This is a genomic window from Psychrobacter sp. NPDC077938 (genome assembly GCF_044542635.1).
Taxonomy (GTDB): Bacteria; Pseudomonadota; Gammaproteobacteria; order Pseudomonadales; family Moraxellaceae; genus Psychrobacter.
Genome location: NZ_JBITUW010000008.1, coordinates 1 through 13,942 on the forward strand (window position 1 = coordinate 1; position 13,942 = coordinate 13,942).

Annotated in this window: 9 protein-coding genes; 5 read left to right on the forward strand and 4 right to left on the reverse strand. The window is 45.0% G+C overall.

The window, feature by feature from the left end; all coding sequences use genetic code 11:
• Positions 1–185 precede the first annotated feature (185 nt).
• Positions 186–932 carry a siderophore-interacting protein gene (locus ACIGBM_RS12425; RefSeq protein ID WP_397477945.1) on the reverse strand — a complete coding sequence of 249 codons (747 nt, stop codon included), beginning with the start codon at positions 930–932 and terminating at the stop codon, positions 186–188.
• Positions 933–1,040: 108 nt separating this feature from the next.
• Positions 1,041–3,221: a TonB-dependent siderophore receptor gene (locus tag ACIGBM_RS12430; RefSeq protein WP_397477946.1), complete on the reverse strand. Its 2,181-nt coding sequence runs from the start codon at positions 3,219–3,221 to the stop codon at positions 1,041–1,043.
• A gap of 433 nt (positions 3,222–3,654) precedes the next feature.
• Here ACIGBM_RS12430 and ACIGBM_RS12435 point away from each other — a divergent pair, with 433 nt between their 5' ends.
• Positions 3,655–5,160 (forward strand): PepSY-associated TM helix domain-containing protein, encoded by a 1,506-nt coding sequence (locus ACIGBM_RS12435; RefSeq protein WP_397477947.1) that lies wholly within the window; start codon positions 3,655–3,657, stop codon positions 5,158–5,160.
• 201 nt (positions 5,161–5,361) lie between these two features.
• Here ACIGBM_RS12435 and ACIGBM_RS12440 read toward each other — a convergent pair whose 3' ends face one another.
• Both ACIGBM_RS12440 and ACIGBM_RS12445 read right to left on the reverse strand, forming a co-directional pair.
• Positions 5,362–7,125: a multidrug ABC transporter permease/ATP-binding protein gene (locus tag ACIGBM_RS12440; RefSeq protein ID WP_397477948.1), complete on the reverse strand. Its 1,764-nt coding sequence runs from the start codon at positions 7,123–7,125 to the stop codon at positions 5,362–5,364.
• Positions 7,126–7,221: 96 nt separating this feature from the next.
• Positions 7,222–9,531, reverse strand: coding sequence for a TonB-dependent receptor (locus tag ACIGBM_RS12445; RefSeq protein WP_397477949.1), 2,310 nt, complete (start codon positions 9,529–9,531; stop codon positions 7,222–7,224).
• Between the two features lie 396 nt (positions 9,532–9,927).
• Between ACIGBM_RS12445 and ACIGBM_RS12450 the strand changes: the two genes are divergently transcribed.
• Genes ACIGBM_RS12450 through ACIGBM_RS12465 form a run of 4 tightly spaced genes read left to right on the forward strand, consistent with a single transcriptional unit; the run spans position 9,928 to position 13,922 of the window.
• Complete coding sequence (locus tag ACIGBM_RS12450) at positions 9,928–11,244, forward strand: flavin-containing monooxygenase (protein ID WP_397477950.1); 1,317 nt, start codon at positions 9,928–9,930, stop codon at positions 11,242–11,244.
• The gene (locus tag ACIGBM_RS12455) at positions 11,241–12,128 is read left to right on the forward strand and encodes a bile acid:sodium symporter family protein (protein ID WP_397477951.1); all 888 of its coding nucleotides are present in this window, start codon (positions 11,241–11,243) and stop codon (positions 12,126–12,128) included. The genes ACIGBM_RS12450 and ACIGBM_RS12455 overlap by 4 nt, the downstream gene beginning before the upstream one ends.
• Positions 12,121–13,086: an SDR family oxidoreductase gene (locus ACIGBM_RS12460; protein WP_397477952.1), complete on the forward strand. Its 966-nt coding sequence runs from the start codon at positions 12,121–12,123 to the stop codon at positions 13,084–13,086. Before ACIGBM_RS12455 ends, ACIGBM_RS12460 begins: the two co-directional genes overlap by 8 nt.
• A gap of 23 nt (positions 13,087–13,109) precedes the next feature.
• The gene (locus ACIGBM_RS12465) at positions 13,110–13,922 is read left to right on the forward strand and encodes an SDR family oxidoreductase (RefSeq protein WP_397477953.1); all 813 of its coding nucleotides are present in this window, start codon (positions 13,110–13,112) and stop codon (positions 13,920–13,922) included.
• The last annotated feature ends 20 nt before the right edge of the window (positions 13,923–13,942 follow it).

Genomic DNA, 13,942 nt, shown 5'->3' on the forward strand with positions numbered 1-13,942 from the left:
TTAGACTATCTACCTTATGCATTCTTCTGTTATTTGTCATTGCTGCTGACATTGCTGTTTGGGTTCACGGGGCTGACGATTAGTCGGGTTAAAGAGGGGAAGGTGGTTGAAGCATGATAAGTGATGATTGATAAAAAAAGGTGGGGCTAATATTAGCTCCACCTTTTTTGTTTCGAAATACGTAACTACTGATCTTCCGTTTGCGCATCCTGACTTTTGACGATTTTATGCTGATCCTCTGTGCTATCGACTTTCCAGTAGCTAGAAACATATAAATGCGTCTTTGGTATCGCGCGCTCAACTTTGAAGTACTGGCGCAGTGCTCGCATACTATGAAATTCACACGCTGCCCAAACAGCAGGTCGACCATCAAGCCAGTTCAAAGATTTAACACAGTCCAGTAAAGGGCTATCATCTGCATTTGGATGCGCATTAATCACCCAATGTATCTCGACGTTCTCTGGTTTTTTGAGTGTCTGACGATCTGCCTCAGTCGTTACCTCAAGTACTGCGTAACCACGAGCATCAGTAGGCAACTGGGCTAAGTTGACCATAATCGCTGGTAGCGCGGTCATATCGCCGACTAATAAAAACCAATCTGCTTCATTGTTAATGAGTTTTTTTGGCCCTGGACCACCTATCAGAATTTGATCGCCGACTTGCACATTTCGTGCCCATGCCGATGCAGGTCCTTCCGTCTCATGTAAAGCAAAATCAATATCTATTGCGTCATCACGTTGCACGCTCACCGTATAAGTACGCATCAGTGGGCGGCTACCTGCATCTTGAGGGAATATCAGTTTGATATAAGCACTTTCTTGATCGATAGGAAAATCAACCATGCCAGCACCGCCAAGCGTGACACGGCACATATTTGGCGTAATGTATCTAGTGCCAATAACTTCTAGTACTCTTGGAGTAGGTTTTGCCATATTGTGCTTTCCTTCTAACAGCGGGTCAGGGGTCAGGGGTTAGGGGTCAGGGGTTAGGGGTTAGGGGTTGGCTTACTAATAGCACCAACCCGCTGCTTGTAAATTTGATTAAAAATTGGCTTTTAGGCTGACTGACATTTGACGTTCAGGTCCCATCCAGCAGTTATTGATGTCATAACAAGCACCAACATAGGTCTTATCAAACAGATTGTTGATACTAGCACCCACAGCCAGCATAGGGTTGATCTGATAGCTGCCGCCGACATCTACCAGCGTCACACTTGGCAGTTCATCTGAGTTTTGTTTGTCAATCTGCATGCCGTCTTCGTAGCGAATGCCAGCATTTAGAGTGAGTTTGTCCGTAGCATAGTAGTCTGCCCATAGCGTGGCTTTGTGTTTGGCAGTTTGAGCAGGGGTATTGCCGACTACATCAGGGTTGAACTCATCTTCTGTGATCTCAGCATCGGTATAGCTATAGCTTGCCGCGAGATCTACCCAGTCATTGAGCATGCGACTGCCTGACATCTCAAAGCCTTTTGATTCAATTTCACCAGTTTGCGTTTGGCTTCTGTAGTTGATTTCATCCGCTACTACGACGTTTTTTTGTGTGATATCAAATACGGCAAGCGTTCCTTGAGTGGCACGATCTTTTGATAAGTACTTCACCCCAGCTTCTACTTGATCGGCAGTGGTTGGCTTAAATGGTTCATTGGTAATAAAGTTACTACCGACCACAGGCTGGAATGACTGCGAGTAGCTGGCATAAGGGGAGAGACCATTACCAAAGTCATAAATAGCAGCGAAACGACCACTGGTTTCTGACGCATCATTGTCAATGGTTTTGTCGCTATAGATGACGCCTTCAGTGGCTTTGGTTTGCTCAGTGATACTGTCAAAATTATCGTGACGTAAGCCTGCCACTACGGTCCAGTCTTTCCACTTCATTTCATCTTGTACATAAAAACCAAGCTGGCTTTGTTCGATATCTTCCTCTTGACGATAAGCATCTAATGGCAGAGTGTCAGCATTGATTTGTGAGTAATCTGGATTAGATAAATCAAGATTTGGCGTGCCATCTGCCCCAGCATCATAGTAAGTCGCGCTGCTATCTGTCTCTTGATACTCAACACCGAACAGTAGATTGTGTGAGGTGTTAGCTGTATTGAATTTATAGGCAAGCTGGTTGTCCGTGGTCCAGTTATTCATGCTCTCATCCGTGGTATAAGCCACGCGATTGAGAATCGTGTCACTGCCCTCTACAAACCCTCCACTGTTATACATATTGCGTTGCTGCGCCTCGGCATCGGTATAGCGCATGATATGTTTAAAAGTTAACTGGTCATTGATGTCCCAGTTTACGGTGACGCTTGGCATAAATACTTCTTTACTAAACTTATTCCATTCATCGCCTGCATAGGCATCACTGTCAAGCTTGCCATAGCTTGCATTATAGACGGTGCCGACAGCAGGCAATGGGGTAGATGGTACCATCTCTGGATCGTCTTGATAAAACAGATTAGCAAGTACAGAAACATCATCAGTTGCCTGCCATTCAAGCGATGGATTAATCAGCAATCGCTCTTCTTCTGTGGTTTGCATTTGACCATCTTTTTGGCGTTTTAGCGCGACTAGGCGATAGTTCAAGGTGTCCGTGATAGGCCCCGTGCTATCGACGGCCACTTCTTTTAGGTTTTGATTGCCGAGTCGTAGCTGTACTTCGTTTTCTTGAATGTTCTTAGGGGCTTTGGCTATTTGGTTCACCATGCCACCGGGTGCTGCATAGCCATAAAGGGAAGAGGCGGGACCTTTCACGACTTCGACCGCTTCAGTCGCATAGACATCGACTTGTGGCATTAGGTTCCAAGCGCCATCGTAGGGCAGTCTTAGTCCGTCATAAAAGTTTGAATAGGTTTTAAATCCGCGGATATTGTACTCATCAAAGACAGATACCGTACCGCGGCTTTCAGAGCTTACGCCTGGCTCATAACGTAATGCAGCATTGACGCTATCTGCCTGACGCTTTTGCAACAGGTCTTGATCGATTCTGGTATAGCTCATTGGCGCATCGTTTGGGTCCAATGCAGTTTTGGTGCCAGTACTACGATAGCCATCTGAGTAGACGGTAATAGCATCTAAGGTGGCTGATGGTGTAGCAGCCTCATCGTTTTCAGTATTGTTTGTCGTCTCTACAGCGTAAGCGGCGTGACTCATACCCATGATCAGGCCAATTTGTACTGCTGTGGTGAGATATTTTTTGCGAATGACGTTATTGGTTAGATGAGACCGCATCAGATTTCCTCTTGGACTAAAATGATTAGATATTATTTGTGACAGTTAAAGCAAATTTACAACGACGCTAATAATAACACTAATGATAATTATTATCATTAAAAAATTACAACGAGACAGTTTTGAGAAGTATTTGCACCATTAGTAAGAGGCTAAAGACAGAGTATTGCGAATAGAGTCACGCAGACTTGCTGTTTTGAACGATGTGTTTTAAACGATGGTTTTTGTCAGACTTTTCTCGTATTATGCAGCAGCATTCTAAATACAATTATTTACAGTAGATTTTTTACATCGCTGTATTGCAGTCACTGTACGGCTTTATTCTAGATTGCTTTGAGACTCTTTAAGATTGGTCTTGCAAGCAGATATACCATTATTATCGATAGGTTTACGTTGTTCATTGAGCAACCAAAGATTGTTTAAGGTCACATTTATGGACAAACCCTCCAACCAATCCACCAATAACCAGCGCTATTTCACAGTGTGGCGTTGGCATTTTTATGCAGGCATTTTTGTTGCTCCCTTTTTAGTTGTTTTGGCGATAACGGCGCTCGGTATGCTGTTTATGTCCAACACAGTAGGACGTGACAACGACCGCTTAACGGTTGTCGTGCCAGAGTCTACGGTTCAAGCACCTGTCTCTACTCAAGCAAAAAACGCGCTGAGCACCTTGCCTGATAGCACGCTGATTAAATATATCGCCCCTCGTGATACCGATACGGTGGCTTTATTTCAGATAAAATCAGACGACCAAAGCAATATGGTGGCAGTCAACCCTTATACGGCTGATATCGTCCAAAGTGTGCCTACCAGTAGCGGTCTTTATAGTACGTTTAACGATATTCACAGTGATTTGCTGATTGGTAAAGTTGGTGATTACTTGTTAGAAACGGCGGCATCATTGACCATTTTGATGATTTTGTCTGGTTGGTATCTGTGGTGGCAAAAACGTAAATCAGTCAAAGCGATGCTGATACCTAATGAAAGGGTAACCAATAAGAAAAAGCGCTCTTTTATCCGTACGATTCATGCGACATTGGGTAGTTGGATATCTGTGCTGCTACTGTTTTTCTGTATATCAGGCATGGCATGGGCAGGTGTATGGGGCGAAAGAGTGGTGCAAGCATGGAGCCAGTTTCCTGCGGGTAAGTGGGGCGTTGCGCCTGTTCCCGTATCGATTGATCACAGTCAGCATGCTGCTATGCAAGAGTCTACACCAGCGCCGCATGTACATGGTGCGTCAGCGCCTGAAGCGAATACTGAAGCACCCACACATGGCAGTGCTCTAAACTCGGGCGACACCAAAGAAGTTCCTTGGGTGCTTGAGCTGACGCCAATGCCTGTGTCAGGCACGACTATGGGTAAAGATGGTATCGCTGCCAATATACCGATTATGATTGATACGGTGGATCGCTACGCTCGTGAAATCGGTTTTGAAGGGCGTTATCAATTGAACCTACCACAAGGTAGTACGGGCGTCTGGACCATTAGCCAAGATTCAATGAGCTATGATATGAAAAGTCCGACAGCAGATCGTACGGTACATATCGACCGTTATTCGGGTAATGTCTTAGCTGATATTCATTTTGACGACTATAATGCGTTTGGTAAGTTTATGGCGGCCGGTATCGCGCTGCATATGGGTACGCTTGGATGGTGGAGCGTATTGGCTAATGTACTATTTTGCCTAGCAGTAATCGCTATTTGTGTCAGTGGCTATATCATGTGGTGGCAGCGTCGCCCTCGTCATGCGAGTGATAGCGCGGGATTAAACCCACCAGCTCGCGGCTTAAATATTTCCGTCTGGTGGCCGTTTGCCATTCCTTTATTAGTTGTGGCTATCATATTCCCGACTGCTATTATCGCGATTATAGCTATCGCACTATTAGACTTCTTTGTGATTTCTCGAGTTGGGTTTTTACAGAAATGGTTAAAATAAGCGAACGGTAAGATATCGTTGTTCTCAATATAGTAAAAGAGCGCCTTATAGTAAGGCGCTCCTTTTTTTGCTTAAAAATTGCCTATTTTAAGAACGAATTATTTCAAAAACTGCTCAGATTAACTGCTACTTAGCTTAAAGTTGATCAAACGTTTTATGGGATTGAAATAGTCCGGTCCATGCTAGTAGTTAAAGCATTGCTTACTTAAGCATAGCAATGGCATCTTTGCTGGCACGCTGTCGCTCTTCGGCATTTAGCTCAATGAGACGGCCTTCTTTCATCAGTAATAATCGATCAGCATGCTCAAAATAACCGTCATCATGACTGATGATAAACAGTGTCTTACCCATGGCTTTTAGCTCAGGGATGAGCGTTTGGTAAAACACGCGGCGAAAGGCAGGGTCTTGGTCGGCTGCCCACTCATCGAGCAGTAATATGTCTTTTTGTTCGGCGACAGCGATTAGCATTGCCAAGCGTTTTCTCTGACCTTGCGACAGCTTATCTGTAGAGAGTTTATGGTCAGACACACTTACTTTTTCTTGTAGATTGAGCTTATGCAGCCAGTCAGACACTAGGTCAGCATCAGGCTCATTGCCTTGATCTCCAATCAGTTGCTTAAACAAATGCTGGTCGCTAAAAATTGCAGAAAACAGCTGTCTAAAATCGGCATTGTTCTCTGAATCAACGCTTTGTCCATCGACTTGTACCGTTCCTGTGGTAGGGGTAAAGATACCAGTAATGATTTTGGCAAGGGTGGATTTACCGCTACCATTCGCACCGATTAAGAAAACCACGTCACCTCGTCGCAAAGTTAAATTGACGGATTTTAAGATGTTATTGGCAGGGTTTTGATTGTTATCACTGTTATCGCTATTTTGAGCACTATCATTAACCGCCGTTTCTGGTGCATGACTACTACTGCCTACATAGCGATAATTGATATTATTCAGAGTTATGGACTGCCAGTCCTGTGCAACAGTATCTGTCGCAAAGCTCGGCTGATGCTCGGCCAATTCTAAAGACTGTATCTTTTCTAGCGCAACTTGGGCGGTCTGCAATGTTGGGTAAGCACCAACCGCATGTAGGAGCGGCGACTGCATAAACAAAATCGTCAAAGAAAAAGTAGTGGCAACTCCCATGGGTATATCAAGATAATTAGCTACTGCAAACACGATACCAATCGATGCGAACATCATAATATTGGACCAGTTCACCGCTGATAAATGAAAAGTATCAGACTTGGTTACGGTCTTCTCGTACGATTTGGCATGAGCTAAGAAGTCATCTGTATACAGTTTTTCTGCTCGGTGTTGGTTAAGTGCTAGCTCTTTGCGACCTTCTATTATCGATTGATAGTCCTGATATAACGCGTCATTAATCTCTCTCAACTCGGTCAAATGCGTATAGACATGCTTGACCAATATGGTACTGATCCAAATCGTCATCACAATCCAAAACATGACAATGAACAATAATGGCAACGATAACCAGCCCAGATATAGCCCAACGCCAACAGATAAAATAATACCTTGTACCAGCTCTGGCATACGGACAAAAGCAACGGTAATTGATTGAATATCTGAAGACAAGCTGGCAAGTAAGCGTGCACTACCCAAATGATCTATTTGAGGAACGGTGGTATCGATGATTTGTTTGACCAATTTGGTTCTAAGCTCATAGACAAATCGATGTCCCAATCGCGTTAAGGCATATTGCGATAAAAATGTTGTCACTAGCAGTAACAACACTAGCAGTGAAAACTGCCCCAAGCTAAGCCAAGATAAAGTATCAAATACTGGCTGACTGATAAACGTGTGATTGATATAGGCAATAATACCGACACTGACAGCGGCATTGATCAGATTTAGCAGAATGACTTTGAGAAAAGGCAGACGATAATTCGCCCAAATCATATGATATAAAGAAGCGGTCGTACGAGAGGACGCTGTGGTATGAGAAGACATAGTAACTCAGTAATAAAATAAATTTCTGATAGTAGAAAAGGGAGTAGGTCGCGCCTAATCCCCTTTATAGAACCTAATAAAGCCTACTAATAAAGCTTAAAAGTCGAACGTTGCCGATACTTTTAAGGCCGTTGGCTCGCCCGCATTTAGATAGCCATAGCCTGGTAAACCACCTACAGACTGCCAGTAGTCTTCACCCGTGACATTGGTCACCATACCTTTTAGAGTAACGTCTTGTCCTGCCAGCATAGTGCGATAGCGTGCACCAAGGTCTAAGGTAGTATAACCATCAACTTTTAAGGTATTGGCATTATCCGAATAACGAGAGCCTGTATGGATAACATCGCCCGTTAATGTCAGTCCTTCAACTGCGGCTAAATCATACTCTAGGTTGACATTGCTCTGTAAAGTAGGCAGGCCAATAACGCTATTGCCATCTAATGCACTATCACCAGTGTCTTTTTGCTTAGCACTTAAGTAAGTAACACCAGCATTGAGGCGCATGTTTTCACTTGGGCTACCAAAGACAGTCAGCTCAGCACCTTGATGACGGTTCTCGCCAGTCGCGGTAAACGTATTATTGTCATCGATATAAGCTCGTGGCTCATCAGTATGGAATATGGCAAAACTGCTACCAATCACACCATTGTCGTATTTCACGCCCAGCTCAGTTTGTTTGCTTACATAGGGATCTAGGTTTTGTCCTGCATTGGTTATGGCATTGCCAGAATTATCAACCAATGGTGCAGCGGCACCTTTGGCAAGACTTTCGATATAATTACCATATACAGACCAGTCCATCGTTGGCTGATAAACGATACCAACGCTTGGTGTCCATGCGCTTTCATCATAGTCAGCTGTTTTGGCTTGGGTATTGTAGTCGTAGCTGGTCGTTTTGATATTCTGATGACGTACGCCTACCGTAGTTTTTAGCTTATCGTTGAACAGTGAGAACGTGTCTGCAAACGCAAAACTCTGTAATTGAGTTTCACTCGTTCGCTTAGGATCATCAAAACTTCCGCCAAAGAAAGCGGTATCTGACCACGCATTGTCATAATCTGTCGGGCTGTACAAATTGGTCGCGAGTTGGTTACCAAAGTCAAAAGCGTAAGCGCCTTTTTCTTCTTGATCATAAAGATCGGCGGCTAGTACCCAGTTGTGATCAATCTTACCTGTTTGCCATTGACCACGCAGACCAAGCTCAGCACTCTGAACTTTATCTTCTCGAACGTTATCAAAGCGATAGGTTGAGCCAGTGCCATCTGCGTCAGATACTGTAAGGTTGGCTAACGAGTTGTCCTCATCACCATGTCTGATACCGTAGGCACCATAACCAGTAATATTGTCATTAAAATCATATTCTCCGCGAATCGTACCAAAGACATCCTCCTCGTTTGAATAACTCCAAGGCTGCGCCCAGTTTTTTGAGCCGTCTGGTGCTTTTGGTACATGAGAGAGACCGGCAAGCGTCACACTAGGACGAGTCTCTGATAGTTTGTTGTCTTGCCAGCCTAAATCAGCCGATAGACGATATTGATCTCCTCTATAGTCTAAACCAAGGGCAGCCAAACCCAAGGTCGACGACTCATCATCGATAGCGCTGTCACCATCTTGATAAGCAGCATTAAAACGAACACCAATCGCATCATCGCTACCGAAGCGATCACTGACATCTACTGCGACCTTACCTTGGTCGCCTTGACCATAACCAAGCGTTAGCTGACGTAGTGGCTCATTATCCGCTCGTTTGGGTAACAGGTTGATAGTACCGCCTGCGTTACCACCACTCGGTGCCGCGCCATTTAGCATCGCTGAGGCACCGCGCTGGACCTCGACGCGCTCGAACAATTCAGTTGCAATATACTGTCTTGGTAAGATGCCGTATAGACCATTGAACATCGTGTCATCTGAGGTGGTCACAAACCCACGCATAAAATATGCTTCTTGAAAGTTACCGAAACCTCTTGCCACACGAACAGTAGGATCTTTTTTGAGTAGATCGCCCACACTTTGCGCTTGCTGATTGGCGATATATTCATTGGTATATGAGGTGGTAGAGAACGGCGTGTCCATGATGTCTTGATTGCCCAAGAGTCCGACTCGGCTGCCGGTCGCCACCTGTCCACCTTCATATGCGCTAGGTAGCCCATCTGCTGACGCATCAGCACTGCTGGTGACTACGATAGTATCAAGTACCACATTAGGAGTGGTTTGAGCATCTACATCATCTACTAGCGCCCATGCCGAGTGACTTGTGGTTAGTATGATGACTGAACATAGTGTTTTTAGAGGTAGCGATTTCGTCGATACTAGGCGTGAAGGTATGGACGCTAATCGAAGAGAAGCGCCAGACACATTCAGAGAGTTAAGACGAAACAAAGCAGCAGATAAGCGAGACAGTTGCATGAATATTTCCAGCATGTAATTTAAATCGTTATTATAATGATAATCATTTCTATTACAATGAATTACTGAGTCAATTTTAAATATACTAGGTTTGAATAAAGTACGGATGTCGTTTAATAAGGTGCTAATAGCATCGTCTATAAATAGGGCAGTGCTTTTACATCTGGTGAAGAGTAGGCTGTATAGAGAGAGCAAAAAAGAAGTACAAAGCAGAGGATGGGTTTACCTGTTATAAGTAGCCTGTATGGACAATTTATTCATTTGAGCCAGTTCATGTATCAATGTATGCTATTGTTTTATCACGGGCATGGAGTACGCTGGTATTGCCCACCAGAGGTGCAGTCAAACGGAATTGACTGATTTATATCATTGAAATGGATTTCTAAGGTGGCGCTTATGTACGCAGTAATTGGAGCAGGTCCAATGGGGCTCGCTGCAGCCCGAAATTTGCAAAAATTCAATATTCCTTTTGTCGGCTTTGAGCTACATACAGATGTAGGGGGCCTATGGGATATCGACAATCCGCATAGTACCATGTATGAAAGTGCCCATTTGATTTCGTCCAAGCGTATGACGGAGTTCAAAGAGTTTCCTATGAGTGACTCAGTCGCGGCGTATCCTCATCATACCCAGCTCCGTCAGTACTTCCGCGATTTTTCGGATACGTTCAATCTAAAGTCACATTATGAATTCTCCACGCGCGTGGTCAGCATGGTGCCTGAAAGCGACGGCTGGCGCTTAGTCAGTGAGTGTAATGGTCAAAAGCAATCGCGACTGTTTGATGGTGTACTCATGGCAAATGGTACTTTACATACCCCTAATATACCAAGTTTGCCAGGTACGTTTGCAGGCACGTTGATGCATTCTTCCGAATATCGTAGCCCGTCAGTGTTTAATGACAAACGTGTGTTGATCGTTGGCTGTGGTAACTCGGGCGCTGATATCGCTGTTGACGCGGTACATCATGCCAAATCAGTAGATATCAGTCTGCGCCGCGGTTATTACTTTCTGCCCAAATTTATCAAGGGTCAACCCATTGACACACTAGGCGGAAGACTAAAGTTACCGCGCCCAGTTAAGCAGCGTATGGATGCGGCGATGATTCGTATGGTCATCGGTAAACCTTCTGATTATGGACTGCCAAACCCAAACTATCGCATGTACGAATCACATCCTGTGGTCAATTCATTGGTATTACATCATTTGGGTCATGGCGATATTAAGGCGCGCCGTGATATTCGCCGCATCGATGGTCATACGGTGAGCTTTAGTGATGGTGAAAGTCATGATTATGATTTGATTTTAATGGCCACCGGATACTTGCTTGATTATCCATTTATTGAGCGCGCGCAGCTTAATTGGCCTGCCAATCATGACGCTCCGCAGCTTTATATGAATGTCTTTCATCCTGAGCATGATAATTTATTTATGATGGGTATGGTTGAGGCAGCAGGATTAGGTTGGGAGGGTCGAAATCAACAAGCGCGGCTCGTTGCACTATATATTCAGCAGCGTCAGCAAAATACAGCAGCCGTTAAACAGTTCAATAAAGTGAAACGTCAGCGTACTGGCAAAACGCTCGATGGTGGCTATGATTATATTAAGCTTGCGCGTATGGCATATTACGTGAATAAAGATGAATACTTAGAGACGTTGTCCAAGCATATCGCTGAGCTCGAAACAGAGCAGCCTGTATTGGCATCAGAAATATGATAGCGGCAGTGGCGTTTGAGCCACGGAGCTTAATTCTGCTCAATCTGATCTTGGCGCTAATGATGTTTGGCGTGTCATTGAGTTTACGTCTCGAAGATTTTAAGCGTATCGTTTTGTCTCCCATTGCGCCGATAGCGGGTCTGTTCGCTCAGTTCTTTCTACTGCCCCTAGCCACGTGTCTGTTTACGTGGGCGTTGAATATCGATCCTGAGTTGGCGCTAGGAATGATTCTGGTCGCTTCTTGCCCAGGTGGTAGTTTTTCTAACATTATGACTTGGCTGGCACGCGGTAATGTCGCGGTGTCAGTCAGTATGACTGCGGTATCAAGCCTCGCTGCAGCTATATTAACACCAGTCAATTTTGCCTTTTACGGTTGGCTTAACCCACACACGCGTGAGTATCTGACAAAGATAACGATGGATCCTAGCAGTATTCTGTTACTGGTTCTATTAGTGTTAGCGTTACCTTTAGTGCTAGGGATGGTAACAGGGCGACGCTTACCTGATCTGGTCGTACGTATTCAAAAGCCATTACGTATTTTCTCCCTACTCGTGCTGATGGCTTTTGTGGCAATCGCTTTTTATAGCAATTTTGCGCTATTTTTAGAGCGTTTTCATAGCTTCTTTTGGTTGGTCGTTGGCCATAATTTATTGGCGCTTTCGTTAGGTTATGGCATGGGGCTGGTGCTCAAGTTGCCAGTCGCGGATCGGCGCGCGGTGACTTTAGAAGTAGGAATACAAAACTCAGGGCTAGGACTGGTTATTTTATTTACTTTTTTCCCAGAGGCAGGTGGCATGATGCTGATCACGGCGTTCTGGGGCGTATGGCATTTGGTGTCAGGACTGACACTTTCACAAATTTGGGCACGGATACCCTATGAATAAAAGCGTAATAAATAAAAGCATAGTGAATAAACGTATATTAATCACTGGTGCCGCAGGTTACATCGGCCATCAACTGGGCAATCGTCTGGCTGCTCATTATCATGTCGTCGGCACAGATATTCGCAAGCGTGATGACCTAGACTTTCCAATTCACGTATTAGATGTGCGTGATGAGCGTTTGGCAGCGCTACTAAAAGAAGAGGGTATCACTCATGTCGTGCATCTCGCCTCTATCTTACAAGCATCAAAAGATCGTGCTCGTGACTATGATATCGATGTCAATGGCACGCGCAACGTACTTGATTGCTGCATCAAAGCAAATATTACACATATAACGCTCACCAGCTCGGGTGCTGCCTACGGCTATCACGCTGACAATCCTGAATGGATTGATGAGCAAGATGCCCTACGTGGTAACCCTGAGTTTGCTTACTCGGATCACAAAAGACAGGTCGAGGAAATGCTTGCAGATTTTCGCGAGCAGCATCCGCAACTACAGCAGCTGATCTTTCGACCTGGCACCGTACTAGGCGCTGATACGCGCAATCAAATTACCAGTCTGTTTATGGCACCGCGTGTGCTTGCGCTCAAAGGCAGTGAGTCGCCCTTTGTGTTTATTTGGGATCAAGACGTGATCGGCGCTATGGAAATAGGTATTTGCGAGGACAAAACTGGCATCTACAACATGGCAGGCGATGGCGCGCTAACGATGAAGGATATCGCAAACCGACTTAATAAACCGTTATTGACCCTGCCAGTGGGTTTGGTTAAAGCTGGCTTACAGGTGGCAAAGTGGAGCGGTAAGCCAACAGGGCCAGAGCAGGTTAATTTTTTGCGTTATCGCCCAGTACTGAGTAACAGGCGACTCAAAGAAGAGTTTGGTTATTGTTTAGAAAAAACGTCTGCCGAAACCTTCGAGTACTTCATCGAATGCAATGGGTTGCGTAAACCCAAATAGGGAGATAATCATCGATGCCATCAATGTCATCAATATCATCAATATCATCAATAAATGTTACTTTAATCACTGGTGCTGCATCAGGACTTGGTTGGGCAATGGCACAGTACTGGTATGCTGCTGGACATCACTTAGTACTCGCTGATATAGATGAGCAAGCGCTGATTGCCCGCGCTCGTGAGTTAGAGGACTCTGCTAGAGTCATGACAGTCGTCACTAATATTACTCAAATTGATGATATTGCTGCGCTTCTTGAGCAAGTTAGCGAGCGCTTTGGCCGTCTTGATCTATTGGTGAACAATGCTGGAATTACCCATCGATCACCAGCACATCAGACTGATCCTGCGGTGTTTCGCAAAGTAATGGCGGTAGATTGGCAAGGGGCAGTGGAGCTAACCATGGCTGCGTTACCGATGTTACGAGAATCTAAAGGTCAAATTATCTGTATCGGCTCAATGGCTGGCTGGATGCCCGTTCCTGGACGGGCAGCGTATTGTGCGGCAAAGGGTGCGCTGACCCAGTTCTTTGAAGTATTGCGCTTGGAGCTAGAGTCTGAGGGGATACATATTCTTATGGTCTATCCCAGCTTTCTTGATACACCTATCGAGAACCACGCGCTCGGCCGTGATGGTAGTATCGCAAAGCATCCACGCTCAATGATCGGTAATATTCGTAGTTCTGAATGGATGGCCGAACAGATCGATCAAGGTTTGCAGCGGCGCAAACGTTGGATATTGCCGGACCCTCTCTCACGCTTTGGCAGCTTACTGTGGCGTATTGCACCAGCTTTGTACTTGCGTCAGGTGCGTAAACGTTTTGGAAGTGAGTTGCGGTAGACTACGTTAAGTGAGAACCT